This is a genomic window from Corallococcus sp. AB045 (assembly GCF_003668895.1).
GTDB classification, from domain to species: domain Bacteria; phylum Myxococcota; class Myxococcia; order Myxococcales; family Myxococcaceae; genus Corallococcus; species Corallococcus coralloides.
The window spans coordinates 1-16,437 of the sequence record NZ_RAWN01000202.1; the positions used below are offsets into that span (position 1 = coordinate 1).

Annotated in this window: 17 protein-coding genes; 5 read left to right on the top strand and 12 right to left on the bottom strand. The window is 70.0% G+C overall.

Features of this window, described 5'->3' with window-relative positions; translation table 11 throughout:
- Nucleotides 1-902, bottom strand: a 902-nt coding sequence (locus D7Y21_RS33470) for a nucleotidyltransferase family protein (RefSeq protein ID WP_121717850.1), incomplete at its 3' end; no start/stop codon positions are given.
- 4 nt (nt 903-906) lie between these two features.
- Nucleotides 907-1,947: an aminoglycoside phosphotransferase family protein gene (locus D7Y21_RS33475; protein WP_121717839.1), complete on the bottom strand. Its 1,041-nt coding sequence runs from the start codon at nt 1,945-1,947 to the stop codon at nt 907-909.
- Nucleotides 1,948-2,243: 296 nt separating this feature from the next.
- Here D7Y21_RS33475 and D7Y21_RS33480 point away from each other — a divergent pair, with 296 nt between their 5' ends.
- Complete coding sequence (locus D7Y21_RS33480; RefSeq protein WP_120566846.1) at nt 2,244-3,611, top strand: pyridoxal-phosphate dependent enzyme; 1,368 nt, start codon at nt 2,244-2,246, stop codon at nt 3,609-3,611.
- 98 nt (nt 3,612-3,709) lie between these two features.
- Here D7Y21_RS33480 and D7Y21_RS33485 read toward each other — a convergent pair whose 3' ends face one another.
- The 3 genes from D7Y21_RS33485 to D7Y21_RS33495 form a co-directional block, all read right to left on the bottom strand.
- Complete coding sequence (locus D7Y21_RS33485; protein WP_120566845.1) at nt 3,710-4,111, bottom strand: hypothetical protein; 402 nt, start codon at nt 4,109-4,111, stop codon at nt 3,710-3,712.
- A gap of 3 nt (nt 4,112-4,114) precedes the next feature.
- Nucleotides 4,115-4,513, bottom strand: coding sequence for a hypothetical protein (locus tag D7Y21_RS33490; RefSeq protein WP_120566844.1), 399 nt, complete (start codon nt 4,511-4,513; stop codon nt 4,115-4,117).
- A 151-nt stretch (nt 4,514-4,664) separates the two neighbouring features.
- On the bottom strand, nt 4,665-5,123 hold the full coding sequence (locus D7Y21_RS33495; protein WP_120566843.1) for a hypothetical protein: 459 nt from the start codon (nt 5,121-5,123) through the stop codon (nt 4,665-4,667).
- A gap of 88 nt (nt 5,124-5,211) precedes the next feature.
- Between D7Y21_RS33495 and D7Y21_RS33500 the strand changes: the two genes are divergently transcribed.
- Nucleotides 5,212-5,631: a hypothetical protein gene (locus D7Y21_RS33500; RefSeq protein ID WP_121717840.1), complete on the top strand. Its 420-nt coding sequence runs from the start codon at nt 5,212-5,214 to the stop codon at nt 5,629-5,631.
- Between the two features lie 4 nt (nt 5,632-5,635).
- On the opposite strand, the gene D7Y21_RS33505 is transcribed toward D7Y21_RS33500, so the two are convergent.
- The 4 genes from D7Y21_RS33505 to D7Y21_RS33520 form a co-directional block, all read right to left on the bottom strand.
- Nucleotides 5,636-6,085, bottom strand: a complete 450-nt coding sequence (locus tag D7Y21_RS33505) for a MaoC family dehydratase (RefSeq protein ID WP_121717841.1) — start codon at nt 6,083-6,085, stop codon at nt 5,636-5,638.
- Between the two features lie 73 nt (nt 6,086-6,158).
- Nucleotides 6,159-7,988, bottom strand: coding sequence for a discoidin domain-containing protein (locus D7Y21_RS33510; protein WP_121717842.1), 1,830 nt, complete (start codon nt 7,986-7,988; stop codon nt 6,159-6,161).
- A gap of 86 nt (nt 7,989-8,074) precedes the next feature.
- Nucleotides 8,075-9,220 (bottom strand): cystathionine gamma-synthase, encoded by a 1,146-nt coding sequence (locus D7Y21_RS33515; protein WP_120566839.1) that lies wholly within the window; start codon nt 9,218-9,220, stop codon nt 8,075-8,077.
- 51 nt (nt 9,221-9,271) lie between these two features.
- Nucleotides 9,272-10,033 (bottom strand): crotonase/enoyl-CoA hydratase family protein, encoded by a 762-nt coding sequence (locus tag D7Y21_RS33520; RefSeq protein ID WP_121717843.1) that lies wholly within the window; start codon nt 10,031-10,033, stop codon nt 9,272-9,274.
- A gap of 51 nt (nt 10,034-10,084) precedes the next feature.
- Here D7Y21_RS33520 and D7Y21_RS33525 point away from each other — a divergent pair, with 51 nt between their 5' ends.
- Nucleotides 10,085-11,071 carry a class I SAM-dependent methyltransferase gene (locus D7Y21_RS33525; RefSeq protein WP_121717844.1) on the top strand — a complete coding sequence of 329 codons (987 nt, stop codon included), beginning with the start codon at nt 10,085-10,087 and terminating at the stop codon, nt 11,069-11,071.
- A gap of 17 nt (nt 11,072-11,088) precedes the next feature.
- Here the strand turns inward: D7Y21_RS33525 and D7Y21_RS33530 are convergent, their stop codons facing one another.
- Nucleotides 11,089-12,297, bottom strand: a complete 1,209-nt coding sequence (locus D7Y21_RS33530) for a Dickkopf N-terminal cysteine-rich domain-containing protein (RefSeq protein ID WP_121717845.1) — start codon at nt 12,295-12,297, stop codon at nt 11,089-11,091.
- 236 nt (nt 12,298-12,533) lie between these two features.
- On the opposite strand from D7Y21_RS33530, the gene D7Y21_RS33535 reads away from it, so the two are divergent.
- Both D7Y21_RS33535 and D7Y21_RS33540 read left to right on the top strand, forming a co-directional pair.
- On the top strand, nt 12,534-13,202 hold the full coding sequence (locus D7Y21_RS33535) for an RNA polymerase sigma factor (protein ID WP_121717846.1): 669 nt from the start codon (nt 12,534-12,536) through the stop codon (nt 13,200-13,202).
- Entirely contained in the window at nt 13,189-15,216 is a 2,028-nt protein-coding gene (locus D7Y21_RS33540; RefSeq protein ID WP_121717847.1) for a FecR domain-containing protein, read from the top strand. The genes D7Y21_RS33535 and D7Y21_RS33540 overlap by 14 nt, the downstream gene beginning before the upstream one ends.
- On the opposite strand, the gene D7Y21_RS33545 is transcribed toward D7Y21_RS33540, so the two are convergent.
- Complete coding sequence (locus D7Y21_RS33545) at nt 15,188-15,754, bottom strand: FxsA family protein (protein WP_121717848.1); 567 nt, start codon at nt 15,752-15,754, stop codon at nt 15,188-15,190. The two genes, D7Y21_RS33540 and D7Y21_RS33545, sit on opposite strands and share 29 nt — an antisense overlap.
- Before the next feature lie 92 nt (nt 15,755-15,846).
- On the bottom strand, nt 15,847-16,347 hold the full coding sequence (locus tag D7Y21_RS33550; RefSeq protein ID WP_147469448.1) for a hypothetical protein: 501 nt from the start codon (nt 16,345-16,347) through the stop codon (nt 15,847-15,849).
- Nucleotides 16,348-16,437 lie beyond the last annotated feature (90 nt).

A 16,437-nucleotide genomic window follows, 5' to 3' on the forward strand; every position in this document is an offset into this window, starting at 1 on the left:
ACCCGCGCCCCCGGGCCCACCGACACGCCCGGGCCCACGGTGGCTCCCGCGTCCACCACGCTGCCCGCGCCCACGTACGCGGGCCCACGCACCGTCCCCTCGACGCGGGCCTCCGGGTGCACCCAGGCTCCGTCCGCCCCGGCCTTCAGCCCGTGAAGCGGTGAGTCCTTCCCCAGCGCCTGCAACGGTACGAGCCCTTCGAGCACGTCCCGCACCGTGGCCAGGTAGCGAGACGGCATGCCCAGGTCGGACCAGTACGCATCCACCGCGTGCCCACGCACCTGGAGCCCCGCCTGCATCACCCGCACGTAGACCTCGCGGTTGATGTCCTCGGGACCTTCGGCCGTCATGAAGTCGAACACGCTGGGGGACATCACGTGCACGCCCGTGAAGTGCCACGGACGCAGGCCCTCTCCGCCCGGCCCGTAACCCGCGATGCGGCGCACCTGCCCGCCCGCGTCCGCCTCCACCGCCGCGTACTTCTCCCCCTCCGGCATGGGCAAGAGCACCATCGTCGCCACCGCGCCGGACTCACGGTGCGCCGCGACCACGGGCTTCAGGTCCACCGGGAAGAGGATGTCCCCGTTGAACACGAGGAAGTCATCTCCGGAGAGGAAGTCCCGCAGGCCGCGGATGCCTCCGCCCGTGCCCTGGATGACGGGCTCGTGCACCACGTGCAGCGGCAGCCCCGCGCGCTCGCACTCCGCGCGGGCCACCGCCGCCATCGTGTCCGGCAGGTGGTGCGTGTTGATGCCCACCTCCGTCACGCCCGCCGCCTTCAACACCGCCAGGTGGTAGCGCAACAGCGGCTGCCCGAGGAACGGCATGGCCGGCTTCGGCCAGCGTTCCGTGAGCGGGCGCAGGCGCGTGCCCAGGCCCGCACAGAGGACCATCGCTTTCATGTCTTCAGGCCGCCAGCTCGGGCACGTACTTCGCAATCAGCTTCTGCAGCCCCGCCAGCTCCGGCCGGCGCGCGAACGCGGCCTTCACGTAGCGCAGCGACGCGGGGATGGAGACGAGGAAGCCCGGGTTGCCCTTCACGCGGTTGATGAACTCGAAGCGCCCCGCGTCCTTCAGCTTGCGCTGGATGGTCAGCAGGTCGAAGAACGCCTTGAACTCCTTCGCGTCGATCTTCTCCCCGCTCTCCTGCCCGAACGTGGCGATGTAGCGGTCCAGCATCGTCTCCACGAAGTCGCGGTCCAGCTCCACGTAGCTGTCGCGCAGCAGCGCCACCAGGTCGTACTGGCGCGGGCCCTGGAGCGCGTCCTGGAAGTCGATGACCACCAGTTCGCCCTCCTTCACCATGATGTTGCGGCTCTGGTAGTCGCGATGCGTGAAGCCTCGCGGCGCGGCGGCCAGCTGCTTCGCGATGTCCCGGAACGTGGCGTCCAGCTCCGCGCGCTCCGCGTCCGTGGGCAGCTTGCCGCTCCAGGCCTCCAGGCCCCACTCGCGGAAGTGGTGCAGCTCCCAGTCGTACAGGTCCTCGTCGAAGGCGCGCGTGAAGGCCAGGCACTCCGGGTCGCGCTGCTTCTCCGCCTGCACGCGCAGCTTCGCCAGCAGGTCCACCGCGCGCGTGTAGAGCGCCTGGTTGTGGCGGCCGCCTTCCAGCGCGGACTCGAAGGTGATGTCGCTCAGGTCCTCCAGCACCATGATGCCCGCGGGCTCGTCGTAGCGGAGGATGCGCGGCACGCGCACGCCCAGGCGGTCCAGGTAGCGGTGCACGTTGACGAAGGGCAGCTCCTTCGGGGGCTCGCCCTTGGTGGCCTCCTCGCTCTTCTTCGTCGCGTCCGGCGGCATCACCATCAGCACCCAGCTCTCCGGGGGCGTGCCGACGCGGTAGTAGGAGCGGTTGCTCGCGTCGCCCTTCAACTTCTTGATGGGGGCATCGGGGACGGGACGGCCAATGGCCTGTCCCACCTGGTCGCGAAGGGCGGCCTCAAGTTCCATGGGGGGCGGGTGCTCCAGAGGGGGAAGGAAAAGACGCCCGCGAGTATCGGAGGCACGGCGCGGCGGGTCAAAGCCCTCGTGGGCCACGCGTCCGGCGGACGCCTGCCCTGTCGCCTACGCGACGAGGAACCTCAAGCCCTCCCTCCAGGAAGGCCTGCCCCCCGAGGGCCAGGGCAACGCATCCCCGTTCGCGGCATCCTGCGTCAGGAAGGGGCCCGCCTTCGGGCATGTTCCCCCTGACAGGGCGGAGCACATATAAGGCCCCGACCCTCACTTTTTTCGGGAAGCCACGCACGATGGACATCCAACAGAACATCCTCACCGCCATTGGCCACACGCCGCTGGTGAAGCTCAACAAGCTCGTCGGTCCGAACGACGCCACCGTGCTCGTGAAGTGCGAGTTCATGAACCCCGGCGCGTCCATCAAGGACCGCATGGCGCTCTACATCATCGAAAAGGCCGAGCGGGAGGGGCGGCTCAAGCCCGGCGGCACCATCGTGGAGAACACGTCCGGCAACACCGGCATGGGCGTGGCGCTGGCCGCGGCGGTGAAGGGCTACAAGTGCATCTTCACCATGCCGGACAAGATGTCCCTGGAGAAGATCAACCGCCTGAAGGCCATGGGCGCCCAGGTCGTCGTCACGCCGACGAACGTTCCGGCGGAGGACCCGCGCAGCTACTACGAGACGTCCAAGCGACTGGCCAAGGAGACGCCGGGCGCGTTCATGCTGAACCAGTACCACAACCCGGACAACATCGAGGCGCACTACCACACGACGGGTCCGGAGATCTTCCAGCAGACCGACGGGAAGATTGACTACTTCGTCTCCGGCCTGGGCACCGGCGGCACCATGAGCGGCGCCGGCAAGTTCCTCAAGGAGAAGATCCCCGGCCTGAAGAACGTCGGCGTGGATCCGGAAGGCTCCGTCTACGAGGGCTACTTCAAGACGGGCAAGCTCACCGAGCCGCACGTCTACAAGGTCGAGGGCATTGGCGAGGACATGCTCTGCGGCGCCATGGACTTCAAGGTCGTGGACGACGTGCGCCAGGTGGATGACCGCATGTGCTTCAACGCCGCGCGCCGCCTCGCGCGTGAAGAGGGCATCTTCGCGGGCGGCTCGTCCGGTGCGGCGGTGCACGTGGCGGTGCAGCTGGCGAAGGAGGTCGGCAAGGGGAAGACCATCGTGGTCGTCCTGCCAGACTCCGGCAGCAGCTACATCAGCAAGTTCCACTCCGACGAGTGGATGCGCGACAACGGCTTCATGCAGGAGAAGGGCGCCGGCACGGTGCGCGACATCATCGGCGCGAAGCCCCGCGACCTGAAGACGGCCAAGCGCGGTGACCGCGTGGACCACGTGGTGGAGACCATGCGCAGCAACGGCATCAGCCAGATGCCCGTGGTGTCCGACGACGGGCGCGCCGTGGGCATGGTGCACGAGTACGACCTGCTCAACGCCCTGGTCGCCAACAAGGTGAAGTTCCAGGACGCCATCGACCCCATCGTCGCCCCGCTCCAGGGCGCCGTGTCCGCCGACGCCAGCATCGACCGGCTGCGCGAAATCTTCGCGCGCGACAACGTGGCCGTGGTGAAGGACGGAGAGACCGTCGTCGCCATCGTCACGAAGATCGACCTCATCGATTACCTGCACCGCACCGCCGCTTAAGGCCGCGGGCGCAAGAGCCTGAAACACCGCGGGCCCGGAAGGAGGAGGACATCCTCCCTTCGGGCCCGTCGTGTATCGCGGCGGTGATGCGGGGTCCGTCAGAGTCCCGGCGGGTCCGGCTTCGTCAGGTCCAGGGCCACCATGTGGTAGCCGGGCCCCACGTGCATGAAGCCGAAGCGCTCCGCGCGGTTCTTGATGGCGTCCAGCTGCGAGTAGCCCAGGAGCAGCTTGAAGCCCTGGCGCCGGGCCTCGTCGCGGACGGCGGCGACGATGGCGTTGACCGCTTCGTTGCGGTCCTCCTTGGTCAGCCCGGGCGCGGCGATGATGCCTTCAATCAACGCCACCGAGCTGTCCGTGCGGTACAGGAAGCCCGCCGCCTTGTCCGGCACCACGAAGCCGTATTCCGGCAGGGCCTCCGGCGTCATCGTCTCATCCCACGGCTTGCGCCACAGGTTGAGCAGCTCGTGGTGGACCTTGGAGTCGAAGCGGACGGGCTTCATGGACTAGGAGACGAACGTCGACATGCGCTGCGCGGCGAGCTCGGCCGCGTTGTTCATGCCCAGGTTGGTGAGCGGGTTGCTCTTGTTGGACTTGAACAGGTCGCCGATGATGTCGGTGACCTTGTTCTTGCCCGTCGCCAGGTTCAGCGCGCCGGACAGCAGGCTGTTGCCGCCCGCGCCGTCCATCAGGCCGGAGTTGGCGAAGGTCCCCAGCGCGTTCTTGAGCACGCCGCCGCCCGGGATGAGGTCGGTGGCCGCACCCAGCAGCGACTGGAGGGGGTTCTTGCCCTGCATCAGGCCGCTGGCGAAGCCCATCGCCGCGCCCAGGAGCGGGTTCACCATCGTCACGAACGGCTTGACGATGTCCATCACCTTGCCGAGAGCCTTGCCGATGCCACCCATGGTCTGATCCTTTTCGTGGAGGGCCGCGCGGGCCCTCGAAGTGAGACTGACAGTGGGATTCTCGGAGGGACGCCGGAGAAGTTTCCGGTTCCGGGATTATCCGAGCCTCGCACTGAAAAGCCCCGGGATTCCGGGGCTTTGGCGGGGCGGCTCAGCCCCGGATGGGGCCCTTCTTGGCTTCCGCCGGATCCACGGCGGTACCGGGCTTGGGCGCCACGGTCTGGCCGGGCTTGCTGGCGGAGCCCAGCGCGGCGCTGTAGCGCTGCTCGTGGCTCTTGTCGCTGCTGAAGCCGTCGCGCTGCTGGGCGGGGCTGATGACGACCTCTCCGTCGATGATCTTCTGCAGGTGGGTGCCGATCTCCTCCACCGTGGCGATCTTCGGGTCGCGCGCCTTGAGCTCCTCGTCGGGGATGATCTCCAGCTGGGGCGGCTTGTCCGGGTGGATGGCGTAGTCGAGGATCTTCTCCACGTACTGCGCGACGGGGATCTTCAGCATCTCCGCCTGCTGCTGCACGTCGGCATCCGCCAGCAGCTCCGCGCGCACCACTTCCACGGGGCGCTTCAGCCGGCTGGGCGCCGGAGGAGGAACGACCTCATTGGGGTTGGACATGGGCTTCTCCTTTGGGCGTATTGGTAACCCAGGTCAGCCCTGGAACTCAAAGTGTGGGTTCCCCGGAACGGAAAAAGGCACGCACTCCATGGCCGCCACGATTCTCGAAGCCCGCGGTGTCGCGCCCTTCACCGTCCGGGTCCGCTTCAGTGACGGGATGGAGGGCGAGGCCAGCCTGGAGCCCTGCCTCTTCGACTGGGACCTGTCGCGCGTCCCGGACCTCACCCCGGAGCTGCTGCTCGGCGGCCGGCGCGAGGTCTGGAGGCCGGGGCTCACCGTGGGGAGCGCCCCCACCAACACCGTCGTGGTGGACCGGCCCGGCGTGGCGCCCCACCACGTGAAGGTGACCGTGGGCGGCGGCCACCACCCCTGCTACGTCGTGACGGTGGTGGAGGGCACCACGACCGCCGGGGGCACCACGTCTTCAACACCTGGCGAGACGTGGCGGGTCCCCATGCGGGAGCCCCTGCTGCTGGAGCTGGAGGACTGCACCGTGCAGGTGGACTGAACCGTCAGGGGGTCGGGGGGCGGCGGGCGAAGAGGGCGTTGGCCACCTCCGTCATCACCACCTCGCCATTCTGGTTCACGACCTCCAGGCGCAGCTTGAGCGCGCCGCGGTCCGGCTTGCTCGCGGAGGGCCTCGCCTCCAGCGTCTCGATGCGGATCCGCAGCGAGTCACCGGGGCGCACCGGCTTCTTCCAGCGCAGCTCGTCCAGGCCGGGCGAACCCATGCCGGCGGCCTGGCCCAGCAGGCCCTCCACCATGAGCTTGTGGCAGATGGCGGCGGTGTGCCATCCGCTGGCGATGATGCCGCCGTAGATGCTCTTGCCGGCGGCGTCTTCGTCGATGTGGAAGGGCTGGGGGTCGAACTGGCGCGCGAACGCGATGATCTCCTCGCGCGTCACCACGTACGGCCCCCGCTCCATGATTTCGCCGACGGGGAAGTCCTCGAAGTAGCGCATGGTGTCCCTTCTGTGGGTGCCGGCCCGCCGGCGGTTCATTCCGCCCTTCCCTACCCTCCGGCGGGCCTCGCGGCTACTGCGGAAGCGGCTCTTCCGGGTCGGCCACGGACTCCAGCGTGTCCGCGGGCGGCACGGGGCCGCGCAACGTCGGCTCGGCGCGGTCGTCCGTGGGGCCCGGGGGCGTGTCGTGCGCCTCCTCCGCCGCGGCCTCATCCGCCTCCAGCGCGCTGGCCTGGACACCGCGGGCCGAAGCCTTGGCCAGCGTCTTCCTGAGCGTCAGCGTGTCGCGCACGGTGTTGCTGGAGGTGATCAGCCGCGCGGTGAGCGTGCCGCCGTCCACCGTCACGTCCAGGAAGCCGTAGGCCTGGTTGTCGCGCAGCGCGGTCCACGCGGGCTGGCTGGTGGGGAAGGCACGCAGCGTGGCGCCGCCGCTGCCCACCACCAGGTACGGGATGCCGCGCTGGGTGCTGGAGGCCACGTTGTCTCCGTACATGGGCTTGCTGCGCTCGTAGTCGTGGTCATGACCGGTGAGCACCAGGTCCACGCCGTACTTCTCGAACAGCGGGCCGAACTGGCGGCGCATGGTGAGCTGCGAGCCGTGCTCACCGCTGGACCAGGACGGGTGGTGGAAGAAGGCCACCGTCCACGGGCGCGTGTTCGCGGCCAGGTCCGACTCCGCCCACGCCTTCTGCGCCGCGAGCGTGCACCGGTCCGCGGACGCCAGGCCCACCGCGCAGTTGGAGTCCAGGGAGATGAAGTGCACCGGGCCCCAGTCGAACGAGTAGTAGCGCTCGGTGCCCTGCGGGTTGTTGGCCGGCAGGTACATGTTGTCCAGGTAGGGCTGCGCCTGGTTCGTCACGTACTCGTGGTTGCCGGGCGTGGCGAACATGGGCACTTCGCGCAGCAGCCCGGCCATGGGCTTGAAGAGGTGCTCCTGGAACTCCGCGTCCGTGCCGTCCGGGTACGCGTTGTCGCCCAGGGCCAGCAGCAACTCCGAGCGCCACTGCGGCGTGTTCATCACCGCCATCACCTTCGCCTGCATGCTGCCGCCGGTGCCGAAGTCGCCCATCGCGGTGAAGTGTGCCTTCGTGGCCGAGGACGTCGTGGACGTCTGGAACCCGCGCAGGCCCGTCTTGCTGCCGCAGGCCTCCACCACGTAGCTGTAGGTGCGGCCCGCGGACAGGCCATCCAGCTTCACCGCGTGGCGCGTGCCGGACACGCCCGCGCTGACGGAGGACGTGAGACTTGTGCCCTCGCCGTAGCGCACCGTGGGGTTGCAGCTGCTGGCGGTGCGGAAGGCCACGATGGCGGAGGTCTGCTTCACGCTCTGCAGGTACGGCAGGCGCGGCAGCACGGGGCCTGAATCAGAGGAAGACGGCGGCGCGGCGGCCGCGCACGCACGGGCCTCCGCGATGGAGTTCCAGTCGTTCACCGTGTTGCCATTGACGGTGATGCGCACGTAACGCGCGCTGCGCGAGGAGAACGCCACCGTCTGCGCGGACGCGTTGAGCGCGCTGTCACCCGCGTACGCCTGGGTGAAGGTGCCGCCGTCGGTGGACGTGGAGACGACGAAGTGGTTCTGGCGCTCGTTGCCCCGGTGCCACGCGATGGTGGTGCCCGTGAGTGTCTGCGCCGAGCCCAGGTCCATCTGGAGCCAGACGCCCGTCCCCTGCGCGCTCCAGCGCGTGGCGAGGTTGTCGTCCTGCGTGTTGCCGGGAACGTTGCCGTCGTCACCGCTGGCCGTCACCGCCTTGGTGACGAGCTGATTGCAGTTGGACGCGGAGAGCGACTCCGGCAGCGCGGCCGGAGGAACGTCGGAGTCAGTGGGAGAAGGCGGTGACTCGCAGCCAGTCGCGAGCCACGCGCCCAGGAGGCAGGTGGGACCAAGCAGTCGGTTACGCATCGCGCCGGAAACGTTGTGTCCCAACCAACATTCCCCCTGCCCCGGAGGGCAGGGCCGGCCGCCTGGAGCGCGAGCGAGCGCGCTGACTACTTCACGCGGTCGAGCGCGTGCGCGAGGTCGTCGATGAGGTCCTGCGCGTCCTCGATGCCGACGGACAGGCGGATGAAGCCGTCCGCGATGCCCAGCTTCTCCCGCGTTTCCTTGGGGATGGAGGCGTGGGTCATGATGGCCGGGTGCTCGATGAGGGACTCGACGCCGCCCAGGGACTCGGCGCAGGCGAAGACCTTCACCGTCTTGAGGAAGGTGCGCGCCGCCTCCAGGCCGCCGTGGATGTCGAACGTCAGCATGCCGCCGAAGCCGGTCATCTGCTGCTTGGCGAGCGCGTGCTGCGGGTGCGTCTCCAGGCCCGGGTAGGTGACCTTCTTCACCTGCTTGTGCGTGGACAGGTACTGGGCCACCTTCATCGCGTTCTGCGCGTGGCGGTCCATGCGCACGTGCAGCGTCTTCACGCCGCGCAGCACGAGGAAGCTGTCGAAGGCGCCGGACACGCCGCCCACCGCGTTCTGCAGGAAGTACATCCGCTCCGCGATGTCGTCGCGGCTGGTGCAGACGAAGCCGCCCACCACGTCGCTGTGGCCGTTGAGGTACTTCGTCGTGGAGTGCGCCACGACGTCGAAGCCCAGGTCGAGGGGCTTCTGGAAGTACGGCGTCATGAACGTGTTGTCCGCGACGGAGATGATGCCGCGCTTCTTCGCGACCTCGGCGATGCGCGCCAGGTCGATGAGCTTGAGCATCGGGTTCGTCGGCGTCTCCACCCAGACCATCTTGGTCTTCGGGGTGATGGCCGCTTCGAAGTTCTCCGGCTTGGAGAGGTCCACGAAGGAGAAGTTCAGGCCGGAGCGCTTGAACACCTTGTCGAAGATGCGGAAGGTGCCGCCGTACACGTCGTCGGAGACGATGACGTGGTCACCGGCCTCCAGCATGTGCATCAGCATGTCCGTGCCAGCGAGGCCGGACGCGAACGCGGCGCCGTACTTCGCGCCTTCCAGCGCGGCCAGGCAGTCCTGCAGCGCCTTGCGCGTGGGGTTCTGCGTGCGGCTGTACTCGTAGCCCTTGTGCTCCCCCGGCCCGTCCTGGACGTAGGTGGAGGTCAGGTACACGGGCGTCATGATGGCGCCGGTGGTGGGATCCGGCTCCTGGCCGGCGTGGATGGCGAGCGTGTCGAAGCGCATGGCTTCGCGAACTAACACAGTCCCACCGGCCGTGCAGCGTCCCCCGAGGTCCTACTCGAACTGGCCGTGCCGGCCCGCGCCCTTCGCGAAGCGCGTGGCCCCGGGGATGGACTCCGACTGGAGCACCTTCACCCCGCCCTGGAACTCCTGGCGCATCGCGTCTTCGAAGGCCAGGTCGCCCTGGGCATAGGCGGAAGCCCGGTCCACGTTCATGCAGGCCTGCGGGAAGGCGGCGATTTGGGCGGCCAGCGCCTCCGCCGCGGCCCGGGCCTCGCCCTTCGGTACCACGCGGTTGACCAGGCCCATGCCCAGCGCCTCGGAGGCAGGGACGGGGCGGCCGGTGAGGATGAGGTCCAACGCGCGCGACAGGCCAATCAGCCGGGGCAGTCGCACGGTGCCCCCGTCGATGAGGGGCACGCCCCAGCGGCGGCAGAAGACGCCCAGCACCGCGTCCTCCTCCGCCACGCGCAAATCGCACCACAGCGCCAGCTCCAGGCCGCCCGCCACCGCGTGCCCGCTGATGGCCGCCACCACGGGCTTGGACAGGCGCATGCGCGAAGGCCCCATGGGCCCGTCGCCGTCCGGCTCCAGACGCAGGAGGCGCCCCTCGGACACGGCCTTCAGGTCCGCGCCCGCGCAGAAGGTGCCCGCGTCGCCGTACAGCACACCCACGCGCGCGTCGGGGTCCGCGTCGAACGCCCGGAAGGCGTCCGCCAGCTGCCGGGCCGTGCCAGCGTCCACCGCGTTGCGGACGTCCGGCCGGTGGAGGATGACGGTGGTGACGGGGCCGTTCTTCTCGACGCGCACGCTCATGGGCCGTGGTTTTCCCCCGCCCCCGGGGCGGCCTGCAATATGAGGGGAGCCATGGCGGACGAAGGCAACCAGGAGACGCAGGGCGCGGGCATGTTCGAGAACCGCCTGCGCAAGAATGCGAAGCGCCTGCGCAAGTGGGCTCGCGCGCAGGGGCTCACCGCCTTCCGCGTCTACGACCGGGACATCCCCGAGTACTCCTACGCCGTGGACCTCTACGGCGACCACGCCCACGTCGTGGAGTTCCCCCGCCGCAAGGCCCACGCGAAGGGCGCGAACGCGGATGCGGACCGCGCGGAAGTACTCGCCGCCGTCACCGCCGTGCTGGGCGTGCCGCCCGAGCGCACGTCCGTGAAGACACACACGCCCCAGCCCTGGGGCCGCTCGCAGTACGGCCGCGTGGGAGAGGGCAGCGAGCGGCTGGTGGTGGAGGAGCAGGGCCTCAAGTTCTGGGTGAACCTGGGCGACTACCTGGACACCGGCCTCTTCATGGACCACCGCAACACCCGCGCCCGCGTGCGCAGCGAGGCCAAGGGGAAGCACTTCCTCAACCTCTTCGCCTACACCGGCGCGTTCACCGTGTACGCGGCGGCGGGCGGCGCGGCGAGCAGCGTGAGCGTGGACCTGTCCAACACGTACCTGGACTGGGCGGAGGACAACCTGGTCCTCAACGGCCTGGCGGACCCGCGCCACGTGCTCATCCGCGCGGACGCGAAGGCGTGGCTGGAGGACCAGGCGAAGCACGGGGACGACAAGTACGACCTCATCGTCTGCGACCCGCCGTCGTTCTCCACGTCGAAGAAGATGTCGGGCACCTTCGACGTGCAGCGCGACCACGTGCGGATGCTGGAACACCTCCGGGCGCTCATGGCCCCCGGAGGCGTCCTCTACTTCTCCACCAACTTCCTGGGCTTCGAACTGAAGGACTCCGCGACCCGGGGCATGGCGCAGGTGGAGGAGATCACCCCCCGCTCCATCCCCGAGGACTTCCACCGCAAGGAGATCCACCGATGCTGGCGCATGGTGGCCCCCTCGCGGTGAGCTTCAGCCGCTGACGGCTACAACCAGCAGACGTTGTCCTGGCAGCGCTCGCCGGACGGGCACTCGCAGTTGGCCTGGCAGACCTTGCCGGAGCCGTGGTTCACCGGCTTGCACTGGCCGCTGGTGCAGGCCTGGCCGGCCGGGCACTCGCAGTTGGCGCGGCACACGGTGCCGGACGTCCCCGCGTCGTTCGACGGCTGCGTCGGGGGCAGCTTGCACTTGCCGCTGGTGCAGACCTCACCGGACGGGCACTCGCAGTTCACCGTGCAGGAGATGTTGCTGCCCGAGCCCGCGTCCGGCACGGGCTGCTTGCAGTAGCCGCCGTTGCACACCTGGCCGGAGGGGCAGTCGCAGTTGGCGAGGCACGACTGGCCCGGGTCCGGCTGCGGCGACTTGCACTGGCCGCTGTTGCAGACCTGGCCGGCCGGGCACTCGCAGTTGGCCTTGCACTGGCCGCCGGACGGAATGGGCAGGCAGTAGCCCACCTCGCACTTGGTGTCCGCCGAGCACTCCGTCGTGGAGGAGCACGACGCGCGGCACTGGCCGTTCACGCAGTCGCGGCCCGTGGGGCACTGGGCCTCCGTGGTGCACGCGTTCGGGTCCGTCGGCGGCTTCTGGCACAGGCCCTGGACGCACAAGCCGCCCGGGCCGCACTTGTCGTCCCGATCGCACTGCTGACGGCACGCGCCGTTGATGCAGTAGTGGTCCGCGCCGCAGTCAGAGTTGACCCGGCAGACCGCGGTGCCGCCGTCGGAGCCCGCGTCCGGCTTGGTGCCGCCGTCCGTGCCCGCGTCCGGCTTGGTGCCGCCGTCCGAGCCCGCGTCCGGCTTCGTGCCGGCATCCGGCTTGGTGCCACCGTCCGTGGTGCCCGCGTCCGGCTTGGTGCCGGAAGAGGTACAGAAGTTGTCCTTGCAGCGGGCGCCCGCGCCACATTCCGAGTCGCGGTAGCACGACTGGGCGCACCAGCCGTTGATGCACATCTGCGTGCCGGGACACTCGCTGGAAAAGACGCAGTTCTGGGAGTTGGAGTCCAGGTCCCAGCAGCTACCCGAGTGACAGTATTGGTTCGAGCCGCAGTCGGACGTGGTGGAACAGCCGTAGCTGTAGTCGTAGTCGTCGTCGGGCCAGTAACCGCCGCCATTCGTCTCGAGGATACAACCCGACAACAGGCCTAACAGCGTAAGGAACGGCACGACCAATGTGCCGCGAAGCGTGATGTTCCTCATGAGTGGGGGCTCCAAAGGAATGGGATGGGTCCGGACCGGCCACCGGGGGGGTCATCCGATTTCGAGAGCCTTCGACGCAAGAGGGGGCCAGATTGATCAAATAATTTTGATCTTTTTTCGTCTCTCCGGAGACCCAGGGGCACGGAGGCAGTGTGCTCGTCTGGACCACCGATACAGACTGGAGGGCGTTCCTGGAGAAAGGGGACGTCCGGCGTCGCCCTGAAGGAGAAGCCCTGGTGTTCAGCCGAGGAGCGCGCACGTGGGCGTCCGCGGTCCCGCCGGAGTCCGGCGTGGGCGCGGTGGACGCGCGTGGGGCGGCCTCCGCGGACGAGGCCCGCCTGCGGCTCCTGGTCCAGCGGGTCCAGGAGGGGGACCTGGCTGCCTTCGAGCAGCTCTACGAGGCCACGAAGCTGGACGCGGCGCGCACCCTGCGCCACCTGGTGGGAAACCGCGTGGAGGTGGACGACCTCCTTCAGGAGACGTACCTGCGGCTGCTCACGGCGGTGAAGGGCTTCCGGGGGGAGTCCCGCTTCAAGACGTTCCTCTATCGGGTGTGCGCCAACGTGGCGCTCAGCCACCTGAGGTGGAAGCGGCGCCGGCCGGAGGACCCCTTCGCGGACCCGCCGGAGATGGTGGCGACGGGGGAGGACCCGGAGCGCGCCGCGGAGCGTCGTCAGGCCGCCCAGCTGGTGGAGGCGGCGCTGGAGAAGCTCAAGCCCAAGAAGCGCATCGTCTTCGTCTACGCCGAGCTGTGCGGCATGAGCCCGGACGAGATTGCCGTCGCCGTGGGAAGCTCGCCCAACACCGTGCGCAGCCGCCTGCACCACGCGAGATTGGAGTTCACCGAAGCCATGCAGCGTCTGGTCGTCGCCCGGCCGGCGGGAGGTTCCCATGGCCGGCCATGAGACACAGGCCCTGTGGGCGCTGGCCGCGGGTGAGCTGGATGCCGCCGGCAAGGCCCGCGTGGAGGCGCACGTGGCGGAGTGCGCCGCGTGCGCCGCGGAGTGGAAGCGCGTGGTGGAGGCCCGGGCGCTGCTGCACACGGCGCGCTCGGTGGAGCCCTCCGTGCGGTGGGAGGAGACGGGGGCGAAGCTGAAGGCCGCCGCGGCGAAGCGGATGGCGGTGCCCGAGCGGCGGTTCCTGTCGCCGTGGGCGATGACGCTCGCGGGGGCCTGCGCCGTCGCGCTGGTGGTGTGGCTGGGTGGGGCGCGCTGGAAGAATGCGGCGCAAGGGCCGGAGTCCCCGGTCGCGACCCGCCCGGGCGTTGGGACTTCCGGCGAGCGGACCGTACCCGAGGACTTGAAGACCACCGGACAGCGTGGCGCCACGGAGGGAGCGGTCGCGTCGGGTGAGGGCTCCCCTTCGACGCCTGGGAAGCTGGAAGCGGTCGCGGCTCATTCGGAAGCTGAGTCCACTACGGAGGCGGAGCGTGTCACCGGCGCGGTGGTGCGGGAGGCCACGGGTGTGGAACATGCGCTGGCGGCCGGGATGCGGCTGCGCTCGGGCATGGCGGTGCGGACGCCTCCGAAGGCGTCGGCCGTGCTGCGGCTTCCGGATGAAAGCCGCGTGCGTCTGTCGGCGGGCTCGGACGTGGTGTTCGCCCGCGCCGAGTCGAAGGCGGTGCACCTGACCGTCCAGCAGGGACGGCTGTCCGTGAATGCCTCGCATGCGCAGCGCGATGCGTTCCTCGTGGAGTCCGCGGGCCTGCGGGTGTCCGTCGTGGGGACGGTCTTCTCCGTGGAGCGCACGGCGGCCGGGGCCGCGGTGGCGGTGCTCGAAGGACGCGTGCGAGTGGACGCGGAGGGTCAGCCTCCGCGCTTCGTGGACGCGGGCGAGCGCGTGGAGCTCGCGGGCACGGGTGAAACCTTGAAGCCTCGCGCGCTCTCCGCTGGAGACCGGCAGGCGTTCCGGGACCTGCGGGCCGCGGAGCCCGGCGTCGCGGTCGCGAGCGTCGTGCCCTCGAAGAAGGGCCCGTCACGCGTCGAGGTGAGTCCGTCCGTTGCCACCCGCGACACGCCCTCGGAGGCGCTCACGCAGGCTCCCGGCACTCCGCCCGTGGAGAACAACGCCGCGCCGTCACAGGCCGTCGCCCAGAAGACGCCCGGCGCCTCGGCGCCCGTGGAGAACAACACCGCGCCGTCGCAGGCCGTCGCCCTGAAAGCGCCCGGCGCCTCGGCGCCCGTGGAGAACAACACCGCGCCGTCGCAGGCCGTCGCCCAGAAGACGCCCGATGCTCCGGACCCCGAGGCGCCTCGCACCGCCGTCGCGCAGGCCCCTGCCGTGCCCTCGCCGGGGGAGGCCCTGGCCCAGGCGCACGCTCCCAACACGGAGATTCCGCGGGCCGTGCCTCCGCGCGAGCCCACCCCGTCCGACGACTTCGCGCCCTACCCCGGCGCTTCGGCGGGCTCGCTCGCGTCCTCCGCGCCCACGCCGGGCGCCGTGCAGGCTCCCTCCATGGCTCAGGCCACGCCCGCGGAGCCGCGCAAGCGCAAGACGCTGGGGGGACTCGTTCCGGGCGGACTGCTGTCGGATGACTCCGATGAGCGATTCCTCGGCTACGCCAAGGTCCAGACGGCCACCACCACGTGCGGCCAGTTCCTCGTGGGCCTGGGGGAGATCGCCGCCGCCAGCCCTCGCACGAGCCACCGGGAACAGGCCCGCATCCTGCGCGGCCGCTGCTTCAACAGGCAGCACCTGCCCGCGGACGCGGAGGACGAGTTCCGCCAGTACCTCCGCGAGTTCCCCAACGGCCGCTACGCCACCGAGGCCCGCATCGCCCTGGGCATGTCCGCCGAACCCGAGCCCGGTGCCCCCGCGAAGGCCCCCGCGCCCATGCCGGCTCCCGCGCCCGTGACACCGCGCTGGAACGGCTCGCCCCAGCGCGGGCCCGTCAGCCCCGGGGTTCCTCGTCGCTGGTGAACTCCGCGTCCACCTCGCCCCCTTCGCTCCGGGGGCGGCGGAAGGCGGTGGGGCCTTCTTCCGAGGGCGAGGGCTCCACCTTCGCGGCCGTCTCCTGCGCGTCGAAGCGCCGGGCGTCCTGGAACGGGTCCACGCCCGGAACAGGCCCGACCTGCGTGAAGCGCACGGTGCCCGACCGCAGCGTCTGCTCCAGCGAGCGCCTCACCCGCGCCGTCACCACTCGGCGCACCGGCGGCACCATCAGCGAAAGCCCTATCACGTCGGAGATGAACCCCGGCGCGATGAGCAGCGCGCCGCCCACCATCACCAGCACGCCGTTGAGCAGGCCCTCCTCGGGCACGCCGCCACCGGCCATGGCCTCGCGCCAGTTGCGGAACACCTTCTCGCCCTGCCTCCGGGCGATGAGGCTCCCCAGCACGGCGGAGGCCGCCAGCAGCGCGAGCGTGGCCCCCAACCCGATGTGATGCCCCAGGGTGATCAGCAGGTACAGCTCCGCCAGGGGCAACAGGATGCAGACGATGACGAGGGCCTTGAGCACACTGGCACGTTAACGCCAGATTCACTCCGGCGCCCATTGCCCGCCGTACGCGCCGTGCGTTCCGCCCGCCAGGGTCCCCGGCGCCCCCCGGCTCACTCCCCGTTGAGCTTCGCCATCAGGAAGCTCATCACGAAGTAGAGAAGGGCGAAGCCTCCCACCGCGAAGAGCACCAGCCGCGACGGCAGCGACATGCGCTCGGATGGCAGGCCCAGGCTGTTCACGCGCTCGGCCCGGTCCATCGCCTCCGCCAGGCCGGGGGTGATCTCCATGGGCTTCGCGGTGCGCCGGTAGTGCTCCGTGCGCAGGTACTGCTCGACCACCCGCTCCGTGGAGGAGCCCGTGAGGACCTCTCCCAGCTGCGGGTCGAACAGCCGGAGCTGGGCCTTGTGGGCCAGCCCGGCGGCCTCCGTCAGGACCTCGCGGATGAGCTCCTCACCAGCCACCAGCGGCACGCGCAGCTCCGCGCCCACCACCCGCTTGCCGTCGCGCAGGGGCAGGACCTCCACGGTGCCCACCCCCAGGTCCCACTCGCGCACGCCGTCCGGGCGGGCGGTCCCCGGGCGCGCCGCCAGCAGGGCGTCCACCCGTGCCATGTCGAAGGAGGCGCCTGGGGTCCGCGCCTGAAGGACCAACTCGTAACTCACGCGGGTTGCGAGTATACGCCGCCCGGTCGCCCCCGCCTC